Annotated in this window: 21 protein-coding genes; 10 read left to right on the plus strand and 11 right to left on the minus strand. The window is 69.6% G+C overall.

What is annotated here, in order from left to right; all coding sequences use genetic code 11:
- Positions 1 to 117: 117 nt before the first annotated feature.
- Entirely contained in the window at positions 118 to 2,532 is a 2,415-nt protein-coding gene (locus tag E5671_RS19685) for an immune inhibitor A domain-containing protein (protein WP_160505281.1), read from the minus strand.
- A 486-nt stretch (positions 2,533 to 3,018) separates the two neighbouring features.
- On the opposite strand from E5671_RS19685, the gene E5671_RS19690 reads away from it, so the two are divergent.
- On the plus strand, positions 3,019 to 3,312 hold the full coding sequence (locus E5671_RS19690) for a hypothetical protein (RefSeq protein WP_160510289.1): 294 nt from the start codon (positions 3,019 to 3,021) through the stop codon (positions 3,310 to 3,312).
- A 75-nt stretch (positions 3,313 to 3,387) separates the two neighbouring features.
- On the opposite strand, the gene E5671_RS19695 is transcribed toward E5671_RS19690, so the two are convergent.
- Positions 3,388 to 4,038: an RDD family protein gene (locus E5671_RS19695; RefSeq protein WP_160505282.1), complete on the minus strand. Its 651-nt coding sequence runs from the start codon at positions 4,036 to 4,038 to the stop codon at positions 3,388 to 3,390.
- Positions 4,039 to 4,232: 194 nt separating this feature from the next.
- Complete coding sequence (locus E5671_RS19700) at positions 4,233 to 5,735, minus strand: RDD family protein (protein ID WP_160505283.1); 1,503 nt, start codon at positions 5,733 to 5,735, stop codon at positions 4,233 to 4,235.
- Between the two features lie 232 nt (positions 5,736 to 5,967).
- Between E5671_RS19700 and E5671_RS19705 the strand changes: the two genes are divergently transcribed.
- The gene (locus tag E5671_RS19705; RefSeq protein ID WP_160505284.1) at positions 5,968 to 6,447 is read left to right on the plus strand and encodes an SsgA family sporulation/cell division regulator; all 480 of its coding nucleotides are present in this window, start codon (positions 5,968 to 5,970) and stop codon (positions 6,445 to 6,447) included.
- A gap of 46 nt (positions 6,448 to 6,493) precedes the next feature.
- On the opposite strand, the gene E5671_RS19710 is transcribed toward E5671_RS19705, so the two are convergent.
- Positions 6,494 to 7,873, minus strand: coding sequence for an FAD-binding oxidoreductase (locus E5671_RS19710; RefSeq protein ID WP_160505285.1), 1,380 nt, complete (start codon positions 7,871 to 7,873; stop codon positions 6,494 to 6,496).
- A gap of 98 nt (positions 7,874 to 7,971) precedes the next feature.
- Here E5671_RS19710 and E5671_RS19715 point away from each other — a divergent pair, with 98 nt between their 5' ends.
- Complete coding sequence (locus E5671_RS19715) at positions 7,972 to 9,564, plus strand: tetratricopeptide repeat protein (protein WP_160505286.1); 1,593 nt, start codon at positions 7,972 to 7,974, stop codon at positions 9,562 to 9,564.
- A gap of 714 nt (positions 9,565 to 10,278) precedes the next feature.
- On the opposite strand, the gene nthA is transcribed toward E5671_RS19715, so the two are convergent.
- Genes nthA through hppD form a run of 4 tightly spaced genes read right to left on the minus strand, consistent with a single transcriptional unit; the run spans position 10,279 to position 12,698 of the window.
- Positions 10,279 to 10,866 carry a nitrile hydratase subunit alpha gene (gene nthA / locus E5671_RS19720; RefSeq protein WP_202121186.1) on the minus strand — a complete coding sequence of 196 codons (588 nt, stop codon included), beginning with the start codon at positions 10,864 to 10,866 and terminating at the stop codon, positions 10,279 to 10,281.
- A complete protein-coding gene (locus E5671_RS47050; protein ID WP_160505287.1) occupies positions 10,866 to 11,156 on the minus strand; it encodes an SH3-like domain-containing protein in 291 nt (96 codons plus the stop codon). Before E5671_RS47050 ends, nthA begins: the two co-directional genes overlap by 1 nt.
- Positions 11,149 to 11,478 (minus strand): SH3-like domain-containing protein, encoded by a 330-nt coding sequence (locus E5671_RS47055; RefSeq protein WP_160505288.1) that lies wholly within the window; start codon positions 11,476 to 11,478, stop codon positions 11,149 to 11,151. The genes E5671_RS47050 and E5671_RS47055 overlap by 8 nt, the downstream gene beginning before the upstream one ends.
- A gap of 59 nt (positions 11,479 to 11,537) precedes the next feature.
- Positions 11,538 to 12,698, minus strand: coding sequence for a 4-hydroxyphenylpyruvate dioxygenase (gene hppD / locus E5671_RS19735; protein WP_160505289.1), 1,161 nt, complete (start codon positions 12,696 to 12,698; stop codon positions 11,538 to 11,540).
- A 133-nt stretch (positions 12,699 to 12,831) separates the two neighbouring features.
- Here hppD and E5671_RS19740 point away from each other — a divergent pair, with 133 nt between their 5' ends.
- The 7 genes from E5671_RS19740 (at position 12,832) to E5671_RS19770 (ending at position 18,108) form a co-directional block, all read left to right on the plus strand.
- Positions 12,832 to 13,302, plus strand: a complete 471-nt coding sequence (locus E5671_RS19740; protein WP_160505290.1) for an Lrp/AsnC family transcriptional regulator — start codon at positions 12,832 to 12,834, stop codon at positions 13,300 to 13,302.
- A 141-nt stretch (positions 13,303 to 13,443) separates the two neighbouring features.
- The gene (locus tag E5671_RS19745) at positions 13,444 to 14,091 is read left to right on the plus strand and encodes an ABC transporter permease subunit (RefSeq protein WP_160510291.1); all 648 of its coding nucleotides are present in this window, start codon (positions 13,444 to 13,446) and stop codon (positions 14,089 to 14,091) included.
- Positions 14,084 to 15,373 (plus strand): betaine/proline/choline family ABC transporter ATP-binding protein, encoded by a 1,290-nt coding sequence (locus E5671_RS19750; RefSeq protein WP_160505291.1) that lies wholly within the window; start codon positions 14,084 to 14,086, stop codon positions 15,371 to 15,373. The genes E5671_RS19745 and E5671_RS19750 overlap by 8 nt, the downstream gene beginning before the upstream one ends.
- 5 nt (positions 15,374 to 15,378) lie before the next feature.
- Positions 15,379 to 16,278 (plus strand): ABC transporter permease, encoded by a 900-nt coding sequence (locus E5671_RS19755; protein ID WP_443032793.1) that lies wholly within the window; start codon positions 15,379 to 15,381, stop codon positions 16,276 to 16,278.
- A complete protein-coding gene (locus E5671_RS19760; RefSeq protein WP_160505292.1) occupies positions 16,275 to 17,243 on the plus strand; it encodes a glycine betaine ABC transporter substrate-binding protein in 969 nt (322 codons plus the stop codon). Before E5671_RS19755 ends, E5671_RS19760 begins: the two co-directional genes overlap by 4 nt.
- Before the next feature lie 52 nt (positions 17,244 to 17,295).
- A complete protein-coding gene (locus E5671_RS19765) occupies positions 17,296 to 17,433 on the plus strand; it encodes a hypothetical protein (protein ID WP_160505293.1) in 138 nt (45 codons plus the stop codon).
- A gap of 75 nt (positions 17,434 to 17,508) precedes the next feature.
- Positions 17,509 to 18,108, plus strand: a complete 600-nt coding sequence (locus E5671_RS19770; protein ID WP_160505294.1) for a winged helix-turn-helix domain-containing protein — start codon at positions 17,509 to 17,511, stop codon at positions 18,106 to 18,108.
- Between the two features lie 148 nt (positions 18,109 to 18,256).
- Here E5671_RS19770 and E5671_RS19775 read toward each other — a convergent pair whose 3' ends face one another.
- From E5671_RS19775 to E5671_RS19785, 3 genes are all read right to left on the minus strand, one after another.
- The gene (locus E5671_RS19775; RefSeq protein ID WP_160505295.1) at positions 18,257 to 19,063 is read right to left on the minus strand and encodes a S16 family serine protease; all 807 of its coding nucleotides are present in this window, start codon (positions 19,061 to 19,063) and stop codon (positions 18,257 to 18,259) included.
- 111 nt (positions 19,064 to 19,174) lie between these two features.
- A complete protein-coding gene (locus E5671_RS19780; protein ID WP_160505296.1) occupies positions 19,175 to 19,816 on the minus strand; it encodes a helix-turn-helix domain-containing protein in 642 nt (213 codons plus the stop codon).
- Positions 19,817 to 20,157: 341 nt separating this feature from the next.
- Positions 20,158 to 21,960: a DEAD/DEAH box helicase family protein gene (locus E5671_RS19785; RefSeq protein WP_160505297.1), complete on the minus strand. Its 1,803-nt coding sequence runs from the start codon at positions 21,958 to 21,960 to the stop codon at positions 20,158 to 20,160.
- Positions 21,961 to 22,028: the final 68 nt, after the last annotated feature.

Here is a 22,028-nt window from a genome sequence, read left to right on the forward strand (position 1 = left end):
AGGGCCCCTGGCCGGACCCTGTGTCAATAAGAAATCCACAGGACGCACCTAAACACGATCGGCCGCCGCCCGCTAGAGGGCGACGGCCGATCATGGCTTGACCTGCGAAAACGCTAACTACTTCGTCGAGGGACCCACCTGGACCGTGATCGTCGAGCCATCCTTCGGCTGCTTGACGATCTTGATCTGAGTGTTGGTGTCAGTGACCTTGACACTTCCCGTGGGGTTCTCCTTGTACCAGTAGGTGCCCTTGCGGTCGTCGAAGACCGGGACGCCCTTCTGGGACTTGATCTTCAGCGCGACGTCCGCATTGTGGAGCGAGAACTTGTCGGTCGCGAACTTGCTGAAGGGCGCGTCGAACGGCTGGATCTTGTTCCGCAGCAGGGTGCCGTCCGCCCACTTGAGCGGCTTGGCGTGCGCGTCCACCGGAAGGATCAGACCCTCGCCGGGGTGCGCGCTGGTGTTGTTGTCCTTCTGCGAGGTGTCCCACTGCCAGACCATGAGGCCGGTCTGGTACGCGTAGTGCTCGACCCAGTCCGGACGCGACTTCGAGAAGCCGAAGTTGTACGGGCCGACCTTCAGGGTCTTGTCGTACGACACGTACTGCCGGTTCTCGGCGAGGTAGTACTGGTCGTACTTCTTGGTGAAGGACTCACCGATGCGCGAAAAGCCCTTCGCCGTCCAGCCGTTGTCGTCACCCTCGGCGCCGTCCTCGAAGACCTTGGCGCCGTCCGCGGTGACCGCGAGGGCGTCGGCCGCGAAGCCCTTGCCGCCCGCGCCGCCGTCCGTCGAGTACCGGAAGCGGAGGTCGATCTTCTTGCCCGCGTACGCGTCGAGCGGGAACGCGAGCTTCTTGTACGCGCCGGACGCACCGGTCAACGCGGGCTTGTCACCGGCGTCGCGCGGGATGGCCTTGCCGTCCGCCGTGCCGTCCACCGGCGTCCAGTTGGCGCCGCCGTCCGTCGACACCTCGGTGTAGAGGTAGTCGTAGTTGGCCTCGATGTCCCACCAACCGTCAAGGGAGAGCGCGGCCTTGGACTTGCCGGTCAGGTCGACCGAGCGCGTCAGGGTGTTCTTGAGGTCGTCGCCCTGGTCGCTCCACCACTGCTTGGAGCCCTCGGTGGGCTTGGTGACCGTGGTGGTCACGGGCTTCTTCGGCAGGTCGACGAGGAGCGCCTGGCGGTGGCGGGTGTTGTACTCCGCGACGCCCAGCTTGTGCTCGGACGTCGTCGCGGCCTTGGCCTTGGCGTAGTCGAGCCAGCCCAGCTGGAACTTGTCCCAGGCGGTCATGTCGCCGGGCAGGTCACCGATGGCGTCCTTGCCGGTGCCGAGCCAGGAACCGGCCGACATCAGCGACCAGAAGCCGACCGAGTTCTCGCCCTTGCCCGTGGTGTCGTACAGGTCGGGCAGACCGAGGTCGTGGCCGTACTCGTGGGCGAAGACGCCGAGGCCGCCGTTCTCCGGCTGCATCGTGTAGTCGCCGACCCAGATGCCCGAGTCGCCGATCTGCGTGCCGCCCGCCTTGTTCTCGCCGGGGCCGGTCTTGCCCGCGTCGCTGCCGTACGCGTACCAGCGGTGCGCCCACAGGGCGTTGGTGCCCTCGGCGCCGCCGCCGGCCGACTCGTCCTCGCCCGCGTGGACGATCTGGAAGTGGTCGATGTACCCGTCGGACTCGTTGAAGTTGCCGTCGCCGTCGAAGTCGTAGCGGTCCCAGAGGTCGTACTTGGCGAGGTCCGCCTTGATCTGGGCGTCCGTGCGGCCCTGGGCCTTCTGGTCCTTGGTCCAGGCGGTGACGCCGTCCTTCACCGCGTCCCAGACGTTGGCGCAGTTGGTGTCGCCGCAGTAATTGGAGCCGTACCGCGCCTCGTTGTAGTCGACCTTGACCCAGTCGGAGACCTCTCCGTCGACCGAGTAACGGCCGGACGAGGTCTTCTCGTAGTAGGTCTTCAGGGAGTGCTTGGTCTTGCCCTTGGCGTCCTTGCCCTCACCGAAGTAGAGGTCCTGGAAGTGCTTCTGGTTGTAGTCCTTCTGCCAGGCCGTGCTGTTGTCCTTCGCACGGTCCGGCTCGGCTATTTTGTTGTGCGCCGGGCCGGGTTTGCCGCCGTACTTCTTGACCGGCGCCTCGGGGCCTTCCGGACCGTCGGGGTCGTACATGGTGGTGTCGTCCACCTTGTCCCCGAACTCGACCAGGATCGTGAAGATCTTGTCGGTCTTCTCCCGGCCCAGCTCGACGTACTTCTTGTCGTCGAGCTTCACGACCTGGGAGCCGCCGCGCTTCTGCACCTTGGCGTCGCCCTCGATGACCTGCTGAAGGGCGGCCTTGCGCTGCTGGGCCTGCTCCTTGCTGAAGGGCCCTTCGAGGTCGTGGTCGACCTGCGCCTTGGTCCGGCTCGGGTCCTGCCGGTCGATGGCGGGAGCTCCGGTGGACCCCCCGTCCTCGGCCGATGCGGTGGCTGCCGAGAACGTGGCGGCTGCCGCGGCCATCGCCACGGCAGCCGCGGTGGCTCTGAACGTCCGTCTGCTGACTGTCACTTGATGCTGTCCTCCCCCGCGTCCGCGCGAAGGCGGGCCGAGGTCCCGGTCGGAGGAGGTCCGCGCGCGATACGCGTCACAAGTGACGACATTCGACCGGAGATGCGGGAGAAAAGACAGACCTTGACTTGAACAGGCCAAGTGCACTATGCAGGCCCGGAGATCCGCTATCCGGACGCGACCCGGCCGCGTACGCCCGCCCGTCGGCATGGTCAACAGGCGCGTCCCACCGTCCACTTGATGGACGCCATGAACCCGTGCGCCCCCTGTGCTGCCGCACCGTGGGTTAGGTCACGCTTACCGCCCGTTCCCGTCGGGCATGCAGCGGAATAGAGTCAATCGACGGTGCGCTACAGCGCGAGGCGGCAGATCTCAAGTCGCCGCAGCCGAGCACCCTTTGATTCGCATTACAGCTTCACATTGGGCTCGACCACCCCCGCATCCGCTGTCCCGAGGACGGATTACGCCATGCCTCGTCCCATGCCGCTGCCTCGTCCGACCCCCGCGCAGATCACCTACGGCACGCTGACCGTCGTCTTCTCGACGCTCGCCATGCTGCTGCTCTCCCAGACGAGTTCGGGCATCGGGGTCGCGGTGATAGCCGCGGCCGCGCTCGTCCTCGGATTACTGGTGGCGATGACGGTGCCCCAACCGAAACCCGCGGCCTCACCGGCCGCACGCCTCGCTCCCGCCGCCAGGGCCGCCGACGAACGCGTCCCGGTCCAGCGTGCCCCCGCTCCCGTACTGGCCGAGTCCGTACGCGAGCCGGCGGGCCCGTGAGGTTCACGAGCCCACCAGAACTGCCGCTTCTGCTGCTTGTACCGCTTCTGCCGCCGCCGCAGCGGTCTCCCGTGGTCAGCCGGTGCTGACTACCACCGTCTTGGCCGCCTTGTCATGCAGGCCCTGCTTGTAGGGCTTGTCGAAGAAGCTCCAGCCACCGCAGATCGCTGTCCAGATACAGGCACAGCAGAACGCGAACGGCAGCCAGAGGACAGCCGCGCGGACGAGCGCGGTCTGCAGGGTGGGGGTCGCCCCGTCGTTGAGGTTCGCGACCCGCAGCCCCAGCCACTTCTTGCCCAGGGTCTGGCCCGTCCTGGAGATCATGAAGCTGTCGTACGCGATGTAGAGCACGGCGGCGAGCAACGACTGCCCGAAGCTCTTGCCGTACTCGACCTTGTCCGGGTCGACGTCGAACTCGCTCGTGCCGAAGCCCCAGGAGAGCAGCCAGACGACGATGCCGACGAGGATCATGTCGAGGATGCGGGCGAGTACGCGCTTGCCGCTGTCCGCCAGGGGTGGCATGCCGGCGAGGGGGTCGTTCCCGCCGCCGTACGGGCCTCCGGCTCCGCCTCCGCCGTAGGGGTCCCCGCCTCCGCCGTACGGCGGGGGTGGCGGGGGTGCGCCGTACGGGGAGCCGCCGCTGTCCTGCGGGGGCGGCGGGGGCTGCTTCCGGAAGGGGTCGTTGTCGTCGGGGGGCGGCGGGTACTGCGGCGGTTCGGTACTCATGGGCCGAGTGGACCGCGGGGGGATGAGGTTCGCATCCGGCGAGCGGCTGTCTGGGTTAAGGGGGCTACAAGATGTCCTCAAGCGCCGGACGGGCTGAGATTTCCCCGCGCCGGGGAAATCTCAGCCCGTCCGGCGTTTGAGGACGAACTCGGCGGAGCCGGTGATCAACGGCGCCCAAGGCCCAGGGGCCAGAACTAGCCCGCCACAAACGTTCCCGCAGCCTTGTCGTGCCAGCACTGGCGCCACGGGCGGTCGAACACGCACCACAGGGCCCCGACGACTCCCACCACCACAACCCCCGGCACCGCATAGACGAGCCACCGCTTCAACGCCGCCCCGAACGACGGCGTCTCGTGCTCCTCCATGTCCCGCACCTGAAGCCCGAGCACCCTCTTCCCCAGCGTCCGCCCCCACTTGGCCGTGGGCAGCACCTCGTAGAGGACGCCGAAGAGGAGGAGGACGCCCAGGACCATCCCCAGGTATCCCGCCGTGGTGCCGTCGAGCAGCCACACGGTGACCTTCTCGCCGGACATCTTCGCCGCATCGATCTTGCTGTCGACGTGATCGGCGGCCTTCGTGCCGAGCGGCAGCGCCGCGGCGCCGGTCACGGCGGCGAGGACGACCGTGTCGATGAGCCGCGCCGCGAACCGCTTGCCGAGCCCCGCGGGCCGCCCCGCCGCCTGGTTCTGCGCCATCGCGAGGAACGGGTCGTTGGCCACCGGCTTCCACGGCACGACCGGCGGCTGCTGCTGTCCGTCCCCCTCGGCGAGCTGGTGCACCTGCTGCGCCCACGAGGGCGACCCGCCCCCGGGCCCCGAGGTCACGGGCGAGGCCGCGCCACCCGGCGCACCGCCCTGCTGCGGGACGGTGGGCTGAACGGGGGCAGGCGCGGGCGCAGGTGCCGGCGCGGGGGCAGGGGCGGGAGCGGCGGCCTGCGGGGGTACGGCGGCCTGCGGAGGCGCCGGAGTCTGCGCCGCCGCGCCGGACGACTTCGGACGCAGCGCCCGGATCGCCATGGTGCCTTCGGTGGCGGGCTGAGCCGCGGCCGGCCGCACCGGCCCCGCGGGCCTGCGGAACGTCACGGTGCCCTCCGTCGAGGGCTGCTCCTGCTTCGGCGGCGTACCCGACCCACCCGGCTTGATCGCACGGATCTGCACCGTGCCAGGCCCGTTCTCCCCCGGAGGAGGAGGCGAAGGAGAGGAGGAGGCGGGAGAGGAGGCGGGAGAGGAGGCGGCGGGAGAGGTCTCCGCCGGGGTCGACTCGCTCGGCACCCGCGGGTCCGCGGCCCCCGAAGCTCCCGAAGCACTCCCCTGCTCGGGTCCGCCCCAGGAGATCCGCCGCTCCGGCTCGCCACCGAGCCCCGTCTGCCGAGCGGCGTTCGCCTGCCACGCGGAGGCGGGCTCAGGCCTCGACCCGTGCTGCGAGGCGTCGGCAGCGACCGCACCGCCCGCCGCCTCGGCCGCCGGCAGGGGCTCCTCGTCGAAGAAGTGCGGTCCGGTCTCCTCCGCGGGCGCGGGCGCCGCCGCTCCCGCCCCCGGAGGCGCGGGGAGCGATTCACCGTCGGTCGGGGCGGGACGGCTGGTCCCGGGCACCCAGGCCGCGCCGTTCCAGTACCGGACATATCCGGGAATGGACGGATCGGGGTAGTAGCCTTCGCGGGGCTTGTCGTCGCCTGGGGCCGGAGTTGGGGCGCTCATGTCCGTCGTCCCGTATCTGCTCGGGGGTCTTTTTGAGGCTCCACATCTATCAGACCCTCGCGTCCGCCTGTGCGGCTCCTGCCCTACAGACCACTTTCCGGGCACAGTTCAACCACGTATCGACTTCGTACGGAAAAAGTTTCCTGAACCCGCGTAATGCTCCGCGCCCGCCGCGCTCTCTCCTTGCACGGGCCCGCTCCAGGGCCCCGTACGAGGAAGGAACAGCACCGACATGCACACCGTGGTGGAACGCGAGCTTGAGCTCAAACTCGTCCTCTCTCCGGAACGCGCCATCCCCGTCCCGGCCCGCCTCACCTACCGCACCGACGATCCCTACGCCGTCCACATCGCCTTCCACATCGGCTCCGAGCACCCCGTGAACTGGACGTTCGCCCGCGAGCTTCTGGTCGAGGGGGTGTTCAGGCCCTGCGGGCACGGCGACGTCCGGGTCTGGCCGACCAAGGTCGACGGGCGCAGCGTCGTTCTGATGGCGCTGAGTTCACCCGACGGTGACGCCCTCCTGGAGGCGCCGGCGCCCGCCGTGTCCGCCTGGCTCGAACGCACGCTGCGGGTGGTCCCTCCGGGCTCTGAGGCTGAGCGGCTCGGCATCGACGACGGCCTCGCCGAGCTGCTCACGCCGACCACGGGCCGCGCCGACGAGCTGTGGCTGCGCGACCCCTGGCCCTCGGACGAGTCCAAGGACGGTGAGTGAGCTCCGCCGCCACGGGGGCGAAAGCGGAGCCGCACGGCACCAGGAATCAGAACAGCTTGCCGGGGTTGAGGAGGGAGAGCGGGTCGAACGCCGCCTTGATGGCGCGCTGCATCTCCACGCCCACCGGGCCGAGTTCGCGCGCCAGCCACTCCTTCTTGAGGACACCCACGCCGTGCTCGCCGGTGATGGTGCCGCCGAGTTCGAGGCCCAGGGCCATGATCTCGTCGAAGGACTCGCGGGCGCGGCGGCCCTCGTCGGCGTCCGCCGCGTCGAAGCAGACGGTGGGGTGGGTGTTGCCGTCGCCCGCGTGCGCGCAGACCCCGATCGTGAGGCTGTACTTATCGGCGATGCGGTCGACGCCTTCGAGCATGTCGGCGAGCTTCGAGCGCGGCACGCACACGTCGTCGATCATCGTCGTACCCTTGACGGCTTCGAGCGCGGTGAGTGACAACCGCCGTGCCTGGAGCAGCAGTTCGGACTCCGCCGCGTCCTCGGCCGGGACCACCTGGGTGGCGCCCGCGGCCTCGCAGAGCGCGCCGACAGCCGCGAGGTCCGCGGCGGGGTCCGAGGTGTCGAAGGCCGCGAGGAGCAGCGCTTCGGTGGTCTCCGGGAGGCCCATGTGGGCAAGGGCGTTCACGGCCCTGATGGTCGTACGGTCCATCAGTTCAAGGAGTGAGGGGACGTGCCCGCCCTCCATGATCTTGCATACGGCGTCGCAGGCGGCCTGCGCGGAACTGAACTCCGCGGCCAGGGCCAGCTGTTGGGGCGGCTGCGGCTTCAGGGCGAGGGTCGCGCGGACGACGATGCCGAGGCTGCCCTCGGAGCCGACGAAGAGGCGTGTGAGGTCGTAGCCCGCGACGCCTTTGGCCGTGCGCCGTCCGGTGCTCATGAGCCTTCCGTCGGCGAGTACGACGTCGAGGCCGAGCACGTACTCCGCCGTCACCCCGTACTTCACGCAGCACAGGCCGCCCGAGGCCGTGCCGATGTTCCCGCCGATGGTGCAGGTCTCCCAACTGGACGGGTCCGGTGGGTAGTAGAGACCGTGTTCGTTCACTGCGCGGGAGAGCGCGGCGTTGACGACACCCGGCTCGACGACCGCGATCCGGTCGACGGGGCTGATCTCCAGGATGCGGTCCATCTTGACCAGGGACAGCACGATGCAGCCCTCGCTGGCGTTCGCGCCGCCCGAGAGGCCCGTGCGGGCGCCCTGCGGGACCACCGGGATCCGTAGCTCGGTCGCCGTGCGCATGACGTGCTGGACCTGCTCGACGGTGCGCGGCAGGACCACGACGGCCGGGGTGCCGGCTTCGCAGAAGCTGGCCATGTCGTTCGCGTACGAGGACGTGATGTCGGGGTCCGTGAGGACGGCGTCGGCCGGGAGGGCCTCGCGACCGACACAGAGGCGTTCGATGAGTGTGCGGCTCATGATCACAGCCTCGCACCCGGGGCCATCGGTGTGAACCCGTGTGCGACGCCCGTCCGCGTGCCGGGATGTGCTCTTCGTATTGACGCACAGTGAGCGCCATGGAGATCGAGACCGGGTCCGAGTCCGTGACCCAGAAGGACGCGAAGCACTCGGAGGACGCGACGGGCCCGAAGGACGCGAAGGGCCGGCATCTGCCGTCCGCGCCCGCCATCTGGAGCGAGTCGCCGCGGAGCTTGCGCCGCTCCCCCTCCGTGCGGCGGTCCCTTGCCGTCTCCGTCGCCGGGTGTGTGGTCCTCGGCGGCGTGGTGGCGCTGCTGCGGCTCGACACGGGCGGCAAGGGCGCACCGCCCGCCCTCGGGCCGGCCGGGCGGGCGATGGCGGCGGCGGGTGCCGGGGCTCCGGCGGCCCTGCCCGACCTCACCGTGCTGATCGGGGAGCGGGAGGCGCATCTGCGGAAGCATCCCGGGGACGACGAGTCGTGGGCGGTGCTCGGGGCCGCCTACGTCGAGCGGGGCCTTCGGACCGCGGACTCCGCGTACTACCCCAAGGCGGAGGAGGCTCTGCGTACGTCGCTCAAGACCCGCCCGGAGGGGAACGCGCAGGCCCTGACGGGCATGGCGGCGCTCGCGAACGCGCGGCACGACTTCCGCGGGGCGAAGAAGTGGGCCGAGAGCGCGGTGAAGCTGGCGCCGAAGCGGTGGTCGGCGTATCCCGCACTGATCGACGCGTACAGCGGTCTGGGTGACGCGAAGGGCGTGGGGAAGGCCCTGGAGACGCTCCGGGAGCTGAACTCGGCCGCCTCCGCGGTGATGGCGCGCTCCGGACAGGTCTACCGGGACCGCGGCTGGCGCGAGGACGCGGCCTCGAAGCTGATGGACGCAGCGGCGCTGGCGGAGGGGCCCGCGGAGAAGGCGGTGTGCCTGTACCGGGTGGGCGAGCTGGCGTGGGAGCGGGGCGAGCCGGCGGAGGCCCTCCGCTACTACGAGGCGGCGCTGGTCTCCGACCCCGACCACCACCCTTCCCTGGCCGGAAAGGGCCGCGCGCTCGCGGCACTCGGCCGTACATCGGAGGCACTGCGTTCCTACCAGAGCGCGCTGGTCAGACAACCCGCACCGGAGTACGCCCTGGCGCTCGGCGAGTTGTACGAGTCGCTGAAGCTGGCCCCGGCTGCTCGGGCGCAGTACGACGTGCTGCGGGCCCGGGTGAAGCAGGAGGGGGTCAACGGCGTCAACGAGGAACGGATCCTGGGCCTGTACGAGGCGGACCACGGGGACGCGGAGGCGGCGGTTGACCGGCTCCGTGCGGAGTTCAAGCGCCACGGGAGTCCGGAGGTGGCGGATGCGCTGGGCTGGGCGTTGCATCGGGCCGGTGAGAATGAGGAGGCCTTGAAGTACGCGACGCGGGCGACGGACAAGGGGCCGCGGGTCGCTGTGTTCGCGTACCACCGGGGGGAGATCGAGCGGTCTCTGGAGCGGTACGGGGCGGCTCGCCGGCACATCGGCGAGGCGCTCCTGCTCAACCCCTACTTTTCGCCGCTGCTGGGTCCGGCGGCGCGGGAGGCGATGAAGTCCCTGGGGGAGCCTCCGGAGGGCGGCCCGGAGCAGATGTACGCCCCGCCGGGCGAGCGACCGGCCCCTCTCCCCTCCCCCAGCCCCAAACCCTCCCCCACCAAACCCCCCGCCCAGAGCTGAGACCGCCTGCGCCTTCACCTGCGGGCCGCCGCTTCCCTGTCCCGCCGCTCCGCGCCGGATCTCTCCCACCCACCCACCCGATTGCCCCGCAGCACCGGGGGGCACGGGCCGACCCGCCGGGACGCGACCAGCCGCGGGTGGGTGGGGAACCACGGACCAACCAGGCCCGGCGCTCCGCGCCGGATTCCCCCGCCCACCCACCCGATCACCCTGCAGCACGGGGGGGGCACGGGCCGACCCGCCCGGACGCGACCAGCCGCGGGTGGGTGGGGAACCACGGACCAACCAGGCCCGGCGCTCCGCGCCGGATTCCCCCGCCCACCCACCCGATCACCCTGCAGCACGGGGGGGCACGGGCCGACCCGCCCGGACGCGACCAGCCGCGGGTGGGTAGGAAACCACGGACCAACCAGGCCCGCCGCTCCGCGCCGGATTCCCCCGCCCACCCACCCAATCGCCCCGCAGGGCAAACGGGCGGGTGGGCGGGAAGGACCTGGCACGCAGCGCCGAAACAGGACAGCCACCCACCCCCACCACAAGCGACCCACGACAGAACCCGCCCGTTCACAACCACACCACCGGGCAAACGGGCGGGTGGGTGGGGAGCATCCGGCGCGCAGCGCCGGGACAGGGACAGCCACCCACCTGCCGCAGGCGGACGACAAGAGAACCCACCCCGGGCAGGAGCAGCCCCCCCCCACCGCCCCAGGCGAGTTACAGCTCAGCCGTGCCGATCAGCGCGTTGCGGGTGATCAGGTCGGCCAAGGCCGCCTCCGGGAGGGCAGTCGTGGAGGGAGGGCGGCGGGGCAGGACCATGTAGCGGGTCTCCGCGCTGGAGTCCCAGACCGTGATCTCCGTGTCAGTCGGCACCGCGAAGCCGAACTCCGCAAGCACCGCCCTCGGTTCCCGCACCACGCGCGAGCGATACGCCTCGCTCTTGTACCAGCTGGGCGACGGCCCGAGCAGCCGTACCGGGTAGCAGGAGCACAGCGTGCAGACGATGACGTTGTGCACGCGGGCGGTGTTCTCCACCACCCGGAGGCGCTGAGGCTGGACGCCGCCCGCCGCGTAACCCAGCTCCGCCACCGCCGACGTACCGTCCGCAAGGAGCCGCTCCTTGAACGCCGGGTCCGTCCACGCCCGCGCCACCACCCGCGCCCCGTTCAGCGGGGACGACCCCGCGAGGAACGCGTCCAGGGCCTCGTCCAGAGCCGCCCCGGCCACAATCCCCCGCCCCTCCAACAGCGCTTCCAGCTCACGCACTTGACGGGAGATCAGCGCATCCGAGTGCGTACCGGACATCAGTTGCCCTCCGGTTCCGGTTCCAGTTCCAAGTAGCTTTCCCACAGGTCCAGCACCACCCCGTGCTCCCCCTCGCCCCACAGCTCCCGCGCAGCGAACCGCACCGCGTACACCTGCTCCACCGGCGCGTCCCCCCGCCCCTGCGAGCTGACGTCCGCCAGCGGGTGCCTGCCCTCGGGCTCGATCACCACGCCCCGCTTACCTCGGGCGTACCGCGGCAGGCGGGTGTGGTGGGCCGGGTCGTGGTGGGCGGTGCGGACACGGGCGCCCGGCGCGAACCGGTCAGCCATCCGACTCACCGTCCAGCGCGCCCTCCAGCGCAGCGCCCAGCGCAGCGCCCAGCTCAGCCGCCGTCACCACGCCCTTGCGCACCAACAGCACCCGGATCGCATGGAACCACCGCTCGTAGTACGACGCCGCCAGGTACTCACCCGGCGGCATCGTCTCCACGGCGTCCCTGAACTCGTCCAGGTTGTAGACGCCTTCACGCACCAGCGCACTGTTGAGCGCGAACACCCGCGCCTCCCAGTCCGCGTGGAAGGGCTCCGTGTCATCGGTGGTGTCGATGGGCCCGAAGCCCGTCATCCCGCCGACGTCGTTGATCCTGGCCATGCCCGCACTCTAGCCAGCAACCCCTCGGGGCACCCCTGGAGCTAGCTAACTAGCTAGCTCTAGAGATTTCCGCGCTTCTCCTGTTCCCGCTCGATCGCCTCAAACAGCGCCTTGAAGTTGCCCTTGCCAAAGCCCATCGAGCCGTGCCGCTCGATCATCTCGAAGAAGACCGTCGGGCGGTCCTGGACCGGCTTGGTGAAGATCTGGAGCAGGTAGCCGTCCTCGTCACGGTCGACCAGGATCTTCAGCTCGCGCAGGGTATCGACCGGGACGCGCGTCTCGCCCGCCCACTCGCCCAGCGTGTCGTAGTACGAGTCCGGGGTGTCGAGGAACTGGACTCCGGCCGCGCGCATGGTGCGTACGGTCTCCACGATGTCGTTCGTGGCGAGCGCGATGTGCTGGACGCCCGCGCCGCCGTAGAACTCCAGGTACTCGTCGATCTGGGACTTCTTCTTGGCGATGGCGGGCTCGTTGATCGGGAACTTCACCTTCAGCGTCCCGTCAGCCACCACCTTCGACATCAGCGCGCTGTACTCCGTCGCGATGTCGTCGCCCACGAACTCCTTCATGTTCGTGAAGCCCATGACCTTGTTGTAGAAGGCGACCCACTCGTTCATCTTGCCGAGCTCGACGTTGCCGACGCAGTGGTCGATCGCCTGGAAGGTGCGCTTGGCGGGCGGCTCGACCATCGGGGACGCGGCCTTGAAGCCGGGCAGGTAGGGGCCGTCGTAGCCGCTGCGGTCGACGAGCGTGTGGCGGGTCTTGCCGTACGTCGCGATGGCGGCGAGGACGACCGTGCCGTTCTCGTCCTTGACCTCGTACGGCTCGGTGAGGCCGCGGGCGCCGTGCTCGACGGCGTACGCGTACGCGGCGCGCGCGTCCGGCACCTCGATGGCGAGGTCGACGACGCCGTCGCCGTGCTCGGCGACGTGGCTCTCGATGAAGTGGCCCCAGTCCGTGGAGGCCTTGATGACGGAGGTGAGCACGAAGCGGGCCCCGCCGTTCGTGAGGACGTACGAGGCGGTCTCGCGGCTGCCCGTCTCGGGGCCCGCGTACGCCACGAGTTTCATGCCGAACGCCGTGGAGTAGTAGTGCGCCGCCTGCTTGGCGTTGCCCACGGCGAAGACGACCGCGTCCATTCCCTTGACCGGGAAGGGGTCTGCCTCACGCGCGGTGTGGGGGGTGGTGGCCGTGTGCTGGGTGTTCGCGGTAGCTGCCATATCCGCAGGCTCCCGCCGTATCGCAAGGTGCGCAATAGTTTGCGTATTCAGTGGGCAATCTGCATAGCAGAGCGCCAGGAACAGCTGGCTATCTGTACATGATGACCACCTCGGAAGCGGAGATGAGCGCACCATGACGATCGATCATCTGGACGGCAGGCTCATCGTGCTGCTCGCCCGCGAGCCCCGCATCGGCGTCCTTGAGGCGTCCCGGCGCCTCGGTGTCGCGCGCGGGACCGTACAGGCCCGGATGGACCGCCTTCAGTCGAACGGAGTCATCCGCGGCTTCGGCCCGGAGGTCGACCCGGCGGCCCTGGGCTACCCCGTCACCGCCTTCGCCACGCTGGAGATCAAACAGGGCCAGGGCGCCGACGTACGGGCCCATTTGGCGACCGTCGCCGAGGTGCTCGAACTGCACACCATCACCGGCCACGGAGACATGCTCTGCCGTCTGGTGGCCCGTTCGAACGCGGATCTCCAACGTGTGATCGACCGGGTGGTGGGTTTTGATGGCATCGTCCGGGCCTCCACGGCGATCGTCATGGAGAACCCTGTTCCGCTGCGGATCATCCCGCTGGTCGAACAGGCGTCAGAGGACACCTGACGCGGGTAGGTAGAACTGCGAACAGCCGCACGACGTACCGCAAGCACGACCTACGCAGCACGACGCACGACGCACGACGCACGCGGGCGACGGGAGACTCCCGCCGCCGTCTGAACCGCGCCTGGGCAGGTGAGCAGTTCAGTGAACTTCTGGGACTACCTCGGCAACCGCCACCAGCAGTTGCTGACGGACGCGTACCAGCACGCCAGCGCAGTCTTCCAGTGCATGGTCGTGGCGACCGTCATCGGAGTACTGATCGGCGTCGTCACGTACCGCAGCGAGTGGGCGGGCAATCTCGCCACGACCGCGACCTCCACCATCCTGACCATCCCGTCGCTCGCCATGATCGGTCTGCTGATCCCCGTCGTCGGCCTCGGTGTCGCCCCGACGGTCATCGCCCTGACCCTCTACGGCCTGCTCCCCATCGTGCGCAACGCCATCGTCGGCCTGCGCGGCGTCGATCCCTCGCTGGTCGACGCGGCGAAGGGCATCGGGATGTCGCGTGCCGCACGCCTGATGAAGGTGGAGCTCCCGATCGCCTGGCCGCCGATCCTGACCGGCATCCGCGTCTCCACGCAGATGCTGATGGGCATCGCGGCCATCGCCGCGTACGCGTCGGGCCCTGGCCTCGGCAACGAGATCTTCCGCGGCATCGGCTCACTCGGCAGCAAGAACGCGCTCAACCAGGTGCTCGCGGGCACGCTCGGGATCATCGTCCTGGCCTTGCTCTTCGACGCCGCGTACGTCCTGATCGGCCGCCTGACCATTTCGAGGGGTATCCGTGTCTGAGACCACCGCGACTTCCACCGACGGGGCGACGGCCGAGAGCGCGGCGGCCCCGAACGCCCCCACGGGCGCGACGATCGAGCTGGAACACCTCACCAAGCGGTACGCGGGCAGCGGCGACCCCGCGGTGGACAGCGTCAGCATGGAGATCAAGGCGGGCGAGATCGTCATCCTGGTCGGCCCGTCCGGGTGCGGGAAGTCGACCACGCTGAAGATGATCAACCGGCTCATCGAGCCGACCAGCGGCCGCATCCGCATCGGCGGCGAGGACGTCACCGAGATGGACCCGGTGAAGCTGCGCCGGAGGATCGGCTACGCGATCCAGTCGTCCGGGCTCTTCCCGCACATGACGGTCGCCCAGAACATCGCCATCGTGCCGAGGATGATCGGCTGGGGAAAGTCGAAGATCAAGAACCGGGTCGAGGAGATGCTCGACCTCGTCGGCCTCGACCCGGCCGAGTTCCACGGCCGCTATCCGCGTCAGCTCTCCGGCGGCCAGCAGCAACGCGTCGGTGTGGCAAGGGCGTTGGCGGCCGACCCGCCCGTACTTCTGATGGACGAGCCGTTCGGCGCGGTCGACCCGATCACCCGCGACCACCTCCAGGACGAGCTGATCCGGCTCCAGCACGAGCTGCACAAGACGATCGTCTTCGTCACGCACGACTTCGACGAGGCCATCAAGCTCGGCGACCGGATCGCGGTCCTGCGGGAGCGCTCGCACATCGCGCAGTTCGACACCCCGGAAGCGATCCTCACCAACCCCGCCGACGACTTCGTCTCCGGTTTCGTGGGCGCGGGCGCGGCCCTGAAGCGGCTCAACCTCACCCGCGTACGCGACGTGGAGATCGCCGACTTCGCTACGGTGACCGTCGACGACCCGCTCCAGGACATCTTCGACAAGCTGCGGGCCAGCGGCACGAACGAACTGCTGCTCCTCGACAAACGCGGCCGCCCCTACAAGTGGCTGCGGCGCGGTGACCTGATGCGCGCCAGGGGCTCGCTGGCCCGCGCGGGCACCCTCGTCCACGACACGGTCACCCGTGACGCCACCCTGCGCGACGCGCTCGAAGCGGTCCTCACGGACAACGCGGGGCGGGTCGCGGTCACCGGGCGGCGCGGCGAGTACACCGGCGTGGTGGACATGGAGACGCTGATGAACTCCGTCCACGAAATGCTGGAGGCCGACCGGCTCGACGCGGTGGAGCACCAGCACGAACTGGAGGAGCAGCGCGCCGAGTTGACCCACCAGGAGCAGGAAGGCCCCGGAGGGGAGGCGAAGGCGTGAAAGGCATCCCCGGGAGCAACCCCCGGATCCCCGACCACACACCGGTCCCCGACGACGGGCCCGGCCCACGGCCCGAGGGCGAGCACGACGTCAAGGGCCATCACTTCCGCGACACGGGCGAGGGCGAGCCGGAGCCGCCTGCCCCGGCGGTGGCCACAGACCGGGCACGGCGGATCGGGTGGCAGAAGCTCACCATCCTGCCCGCGTTCCTCATCGTCGTCCTGGTGCTCACCTGGTGGTGGTTCGAGCAGGCCGACCTGGACTCGATCTCCAAGAACGCCCTGGCGGACGGCAATGTCTGGCTCAGGCTCCGCCAGCACATCCAACTGACGGTGATCTCCACCTTCTTCGTACTGATCATCGCGATCCCGCTGGGCATCCTGCTGACCCGCAAGAAGCTCCGCAAGGCCGCGCCCGGCGCGATGGCCCTGGCCAACATCGGCCAGGCGACGCCGGCGATCGGCCTCCTCGCCCTCCTGGTGATCTGGATCGGCATCGGCGAGAAGGCGGCCCTGATCGGCATCATCATCTACGCCGTCCTGCCGGTGCTCTCCAACACCATCGCGGGCCTGAACGCCAATGACCCGACCCTCCTGGAGGCCGCGCGCGGCATCGGCATGTCGGCGTGGGGAGTCCTCGGCAAGGTCGAACTCCCGCTGGCGGTGCCGCTGATCCTGGCGGGTGTGCGCACCGCGCTCGTCCTGAACGTCGGCACGGCGACGCTCGCCACGTTCGGCGGTGGCGGCGGGCTCGGTGACCTCATCACCACCGGGATCACCAACCAGCGGATGCCGGTGCTCATGCTCGGCTCGATCCTGACGATCGCGCTCGCGCTCCTGGTGGACTGGCTGGCCTCGCTGGCCGAACTGGTCCTGCGTCCGCGTGGGTTGGAGGCCGGGTCATGAGGGTTACGTTGCGTACGGCGGCCGTGGGTGTCGTGGGCTGCGCCCTGCTCGTGAGCTGCGGTCTGACCAGCGGCAGCCCGATGGTGGACGACGTCGAGCCGGGCACGATCGGCAAGGGGGAGCCTCTGAAGGGCGCCGATCTCACCGTCACGTCCAAGGAGTTCACCGAGCAGCTTGTCCTCGGCGCGATCATGGGCATCGCCTTCGAGGCGGCCGGCGCGGATGTCCTGGACCGGACGGGCATCCAGGGCTCGATCGGCGCACGCGAGGCCGTCAAGGGCGGTGACGCGGACGCCATGTACGAGTACACGGGCACCGCCTGGATCACGTACCTCGGCAATTCCGAGCCCATCGACGACCCGCAGAAGCAGTGGGAGGCGGTGCGCAAGGCTGACGCGAAGAACGGCGTCACCTGGCTGCCGCCCGCCGAGCTCAACAACACCTATGCCCTGGCGATCAACCGGAAGAACGAGGCCAAGTACAAGCCGAAGACCCTCTCGGACGTGGCGGCCCTGTCGAAGAAGGACCCGGGCGCGGTCACGCTGTGCGTGGAGAGCGAGTTCTCCTCGCGTGAGGACGGTCTTCCTGGCATGCAGAAGGAGTACGGGATGAAGATCCCCAACTCCAACATCACCAAGATGGACACCGGGATCATCTACACCCAGGTCTCCAAGGGGTCGTGCACGTTCGGCGAGGTCTTCACCACCGACGGCCGCATCAAGGCGATGGACCTGGCGGTGATGGAGGACGACAAGCACTTCTTCCCGAACTACAACGCGGCCCCGGAGATCAACAGCAAGGCGCTCGATGAGCACCCGGAGATGGCGGAGGTCCTGGCCCCCATCACGAAGAAACTGAACAACACGGTGGCCCAGGAGCTGAACTCCAAGGTGGATGTGGAGGGTCAGGATCCGCATGCGGTGGCGTTGGACTGGTTGGTGGAGGAGGGGTTCGTCAAGGAGTGACGCTCGAATTCACCCTGCCCTGCCAGGGGGCGGGGGACCTACGGTGGGCCGCATGAGAATCACCGTCGATCTCCCTGAAGACCTGCTCCAGGAAGCCGAGTTGCGGGCTGCGCGCAGAGGCGTCGCCGTCAGCGTCGTGATCGCCGACGCGCTGCGGGAGGCATTCGCGCGGGAGGAAGTGCTGGAGTAGCGAGATCCGGACATGCAAAGACTCCGTTGCAGAGAAACCGTTGCAACGGAGTCTTTGCATCTCTACAGTCGAGGCATGACGGACGACACGACGGATCCCGAGGGTCGGAAGGTCCACACCCTCACCCCCCACTCCCTGCGGGGACTCGCACACCCCCTGCGCATGCAGCTGCTCATCTCGCTGCGGCGCGACGGACCGGCGACCGCCTCCCAACTGGCGGCCGGTCTGGGCGAGTCCAGCGGCGCGACCAGCTATCACCTGCGCCAGCTCGCGGCGCACGGCTTCGTCGAGGACGCACCGGACCGGGGCAAGGGGCGGGAGCGGTGGTGGCAGTCGGCACACCAGGGAACGCGCCTGGACGAGTCGCTCATGAAGGACCCGGACCCGACGGTGCGCGGCGCTGTCGCCGTCTACCTCCACGAGGTCGCGGCCTTCCACGCCACGGAGGTCTCCACCTGGATCGGCACCCAGCACGAATGGCCCACGGAGTGGACGGATAGCTCCGACATCAGCGACTACACCCTGCGCCTGACGCCCGAGCTCACCGCCGAACTGGCCGCCAAGGTCAACGAACTCATCGAGAGCTACCGCGCGTCGGCGGTCGACGAGAGCACTCCGGGTTCCGCCAAGGTGCGCCTGCACACCCACGTCTTCCCCACGCACTACACGGAGTGAGAGGCCTCAGCCATGCATCCCGACATACACCTGCTGCTGCACCGCACCCGAGCCACCGAGCACCACCGTGCGGCGCCCTTACGGCAGCGCCGCCCCCACCTGCGTACTCAACTCGGCTGGACGATGGTCGAGTTCGGCCTGCGCCTGGTCAGCAGCTCGGAACCTTCCCGCCCCGCTCCAGGGAACGCAGCGCGTCAACCGTGCCCGTCAGTGTCGTGATCGGGATCAGCTGAAGCCCCTTCGGCAGCTCCGCCTCGGCGTCCGAGCACTCCGCCTTCGGGACCAGGAAGACACTCGCGCCGTCACGCTTCGCGGCCTGCGTCTTCATCGAGACACCGCCGACCGGGCCGACCTTGCCGTCGGCGGAGATCGTTCCGGTGCCCGCGATCTTCCGGCCGCCCGTCAGGTCCCCGCCGGTCCCGTTGCCGTCGATCATGTCGATGATGCCGAGCGAGAGGAAGAGGCCCGCGCTGGGGCCTCCGATCTTGCCCAGGTCGACCTTCACCCTCACCTTGTCCGTGCCGTCGACGCCGCTCGCGTCGAGGTAGGAGAGCGCGGCCCGCGTGGCCGTGTCCTGCGACTTCTTCATGTCGCCGAGGTTGTGCTTCTCGACTTCCTTGACGTTGTCGCCGGTGGGGTACACCGAGTCCTTGGGCATCACGGAACGGTCCGTACGGAACCAGCCGTCCACCACGTCGCTCAGCCTCACGTCCATGTCGGGCCCGGTGGCCACGATCGTCGTCATCCGCAGCTGCCCCTCCGTCTCGCGGGTGGGCGCTCCGGTGATCGTGATGACCGGCTTGCCCTTGCTCTCGCCGAGTACGTTCGCCGTCGACCCCGGCTGGGCCACGGCGAACGGCAACGGCGCAAGGCCGACGACGGCGAGCAGGGCGGCCACGGGGGCGGCACAGACGGCGAGGGCCTTGGGGCGCGTGAGGCTGGAGAGGGAGAACACGGGTTCAATCTAACGTGCGAGGGAGTGGATCAGCCCGTCCGGCGTTTGAGGACGAACGCGGCGAAGCCGGTGACCGACGGCGCCCAAGAGAAGCGGCTCGCCCGCGCGGCCTCAGCGCAACGCATCCGCCACTTCGCGCGCCGCATCCACCACCCGCGGCCCCACCCGCTCCGGCACGGAGTCCGCCAGCATGACCACGCCCACGCTCCCCTCTATCCCGGTCACGCCGACCAGAGGCGCCGCGGCCCCGCTCGCGCCGGCCTCCAGCTCGCCGTGTGTCAGCGCGTACCCGGGGTCGGTGGCGAGGCCCTGCCGGGCGGCCAGGATCGCGCGGCCCGCGGCTCCCCGGTCCAAGGGGTGCCGGAAGCCGGTCCGGTAGGCCACGTGGTAATCCGTCCAGGTCGGCTCGACGACGGCGACGGCCAGCGCTTCGGTGCCGTCGACCAGCGTCAGGTGCGCCGTCGCGCCTATGTCCTCGGCGAGGGAGCGCAGAGCGGGCAGCGCGGCCTCGCGCACCAGCGGATGCACCTGGCGGCCCAGGCGCAGCACCCCGAGGCCGACCCTGGCCCGGCCGCCCAGGTCACGGCGGACCAGGGCATGCTGCTCAAGGGTGGCGAGGAGGCGGTACACCACGGTGCGGTTCACACCGAGCTTGTTCGACAGCTCGGTGACGGTGAGCCCGTGATCGGTGTCGGCCAACAACTTGAGGACACGCAGTCCTCGGTCGAGGGTCTGGGAAGTCTCCGCGGTCACGACGCCCACTCCTTAGGTGAGGGTCGACGGCCCCTTTACGCGGCGGTTGCGTCGCCGGTCCCGTGGGCGACGCGCGTCAGAGGCCGCCGGTCGGAACTCCGGCTGCGCTCCGCGGCGGCGCTGCCACGGGGCGTGTACGTTGCGGGGACATTAGCGAGGCCGTCCCGCTCAGCGGAAGACTCCGTCCAGAATCCGGGCACGAGACCGGTTGTTAGGGGCGCAATGCCCCATACGCGGGGCACTCCGGCAGAGGTGTGCACGACTCCCGCACACACGGAACACACTCCTCCCCACTCCAGCGCCCCCTCCGGCACCCCCTCCAGCGCCCCCGGAGGGCACCCTCACTTCATGCGGGTGGCCCACTCCCCGACCTTCGCGATCCGCTGCCGCAGCTGCCCGGCGGTGGCCTCCGCGCTCGGCGGCCCGCCGCACGTGCGCCGCAGCTCGGTGTGGATCACGCCGTGCGGCTTCCCGCTCTGGTGGGAGTACGCGCCCACCATCGTGTTGAGCTGCTTCCGCAGCTCAAGCATCTCCTTGTGGGAGACTACGGGCCGCCGCTCGGCGGGCAGTTCGAGAAGATCCGCCTCCTCGTCGGGCCGCTTCTTGCTGTGCGCGATCTGCCGGGCCTGCCGCTTCTGGAGCAGCATCTGCACCTGGTCGGGTTCGAGGAGGCCGGGGATGCCGAGATAGTCCTGCTCCTCCTCGCTCCCCGGGTGCGCCTGCATGCCGAACTCGGCGCCGTCGAAGAGGACACGGTCGAAGACGGCGTCGGACTCCAGCGCCTCGAAGGAGAACTGCTCCTGCTCGCCGGTGTCCTCGTCCTGCTCCTTGTTCGCCTCGTCCATCTCCTGCTCGGACTCGGCGTAGGGGTCCTCTTCCCCCTCCTTCTTCGGCTTGTCGAGTACGTGGTCGCGCTCGACCTCCATCTCGTTGGCATGGCCGAGGAGGTCGGGGACCGTGGGCAGGAAGACCGACGCGGTCTCGCCGCGCCGCCGGGAACGCACGAAGCGTCCGACGGCCTGGGCGAAGAAGAGCGGCGTCGAGATGGTGGTGGCGTACACACCCACCGCGAGGCGCGGCACGTCGACACCCTCGGACACCATGCGGACCGCGACCATCCACCGGTCGGTGCTCGCGGTGAAGTCGTCGATCCGCTTGGAGGCGCCCGTGTCGTCGGAGAGGACGACGGTGGCCTTCTCCCCGGTGAGCTCGCGGATCAGCTTGGCGTAGGAGCGGGCGGAGTCCTGGTCGGACGCGATGACGAGGCCACCGGCGTCCGGGATGGCCTTCCGCACCTCGGTGAGCCGCTGGTCAGCGGCTTTCAGTACATTCGGCATCCACTCGCCGCGCGCGTCGAGCGCGGTGCGCCACGCCTGCGAGATCGCGTCCTTGGTCATCGGCTCGCCGAGCCGCGCGGCGATCTCGTCGCCGGCCTTGGTACGCCACCGCATGTTGCCGGAGTAGGAAAGAAAGATGACGGGCCGCACGACACCGTCGCCGAGCGCGCTGCCGTATCCGTACGTGTAGTCGGCGGCGGACCGCCGGATGCCGTCGTTCCCCTCCTCGTACGCGACGAAGGGGATCGGGTTGGTGTCGGACCGGAACGGCGTACCGGTGAGCGCGAGCCGCCGCGTCGCGGGCTCGAAGGCTTCCAGACAGGCCTCGCCCCACGACTTCGAGTCACCGGCGTGGTGGATCTCGTCGAGGATCACGAGGGTCTTGCGCTGCTCGACGCGGTTGCGGTGCAGCATGGGCCGCACGCCGACACCCGCGTACGTGATGGCGACGCCCTGGTACTCCTTGCTGAGCGGGCCCGCGCTGTACTCCGGGTCCAGCTTGATGCCTATGCGGGCCGCGGCCTCAGCCCACTGCTTCTTCAGGTGCTCGGTCGGCGCGACCACCGTCACCTGCTGCACGACATGGTGGTGCAGCAGCCAGGACGCGAGGGTCAGCGCGAACGTCGTCTTGCCTGCGCCGGGTGTCGCGACGGCGAGGAAGTCACGCGGCTGCTCCTGGAGATACCGCTCCATCGCCCCCTGCTGCCAGGCACGCAGCTTGTTGGCGGTGCCCCAGGGGGCGCGGCCGGGGAAGGCGGGAGAGAGGTGGTGGGAGGCGGAGGACGCTGAGGCGGCGGTGGTAGTCACGGTCTCCGTGGTCTGGGTCGGGCTGCTCGGCTACGTATGACAACCGGGCCACCCTACCGGTGAAGGTT

This window comes from Streptomyces sp. BA2, assembly GCF_009769735.1.
Classification (GTDB): domain Bacteria; phylum Actinomycetota; class Actinomycetes; order Streptomycetales; family Streptomycetaceae; genus Streptomyces.

What these genes read in the sequence shown, in the direction of transcription:
- E5671_RS19695 (WP_160505282.1), bottom strand. Translation starts at nt 4,038, where the DNA reads ATGAGTACCGAACCGCCGCAGTACCCGCCGCCCCCCGACGACAACGAC.
- E5671_RS19700 (WP_160505283.1), bottom strand. Translation starts at nt 5,735, where the DNA reads ATGAGCGCCCCAACTCCGGCCCCAGGCGACGACAAGCCCCGCGAAGGC.
- E5671_RS19705 (WP_160505284.1), top strand. Translation starts at nt 5,968, where the DNA reads ATGCACACCGTGGTGGAACGCGAGCTTGAGCTCAAACTCGTCCTCTCT.
- E5671_RS19710 (WP_160505285.1), bottom strand. Translation starts at nt 7,873, where the DNA reads ATGAGCCGCACACTCATCGAACGCCTCTGTGTCGGTCGCGAGGCCCTC.
- E5671_RS19715 (WP_160505286.1), top strand. Translation starts at nt 7,972, where the DNA reads ATGGAGATCGAGACCGGGTCCGAGTCCGTGACCCAGAAGGACGCGAAG.
- nthA (WP_202121186.1), bottom strand. Translation starts at nt 10,866, where the DNA reads ATGTCCGGTACGCACTCGGATGCGCTGATCTCCCGTCAAGTGCGTGAG.
- E5671_RS47050 (WP_160505287.1), bottom strand. Translation starts at nt 11,156, where the DNA reads ATGGCTGACCGGTTCGCGCCGGGCGCCCGTGTCCGCACCGCCCACCAC.
- E5671_RS47055 (WP_160505288.1), bottom strand. Translation starts at nt 11,478, where the DNA reads ATGGCCAGGATCAACGACGTCGGCGGGATGACGGGCTTCGGGCCCATC.
- hppD (WP_160505289.1), bottom strand. Translation starts at nt 12,698, where the DNA reads ATGGCAGCTACCGCGAACACCCAGCACACGGCCACCACCCCCCACACC.
- E5671_RS19740 (WP_160505290.1), top strand. Translation starts at nt 12,832, where the DNA reads ATGACGATCGATCATCTGGACGGCAGGCTCATCGTGCTGCTCGCCCGC.
- E5671_RS19760 (WP_160505292.1), top strand. Translation starts at nt 16,275, where the DNA reads ATGAGGGTTACGTTGCGTACGGCGGCCGTGGGTGTCGTGGGCTGCGCC.
- E5671_RS19765 (WP_160505293.1), top strand. Translation starts at nt 17,296, where the DNA reads ATGAGAATCACCGTCGATCTCCCTGAAGACCTGCTCCAGGAAGCCGAG.
- E5671_RS19770 (WP_160505294.1), top strand. Translation starts at nt 17,509, where the DNA reads ATGACGGACGACACGACGGATCCCGAGGGTCGGAAGGTCCACACCCTC.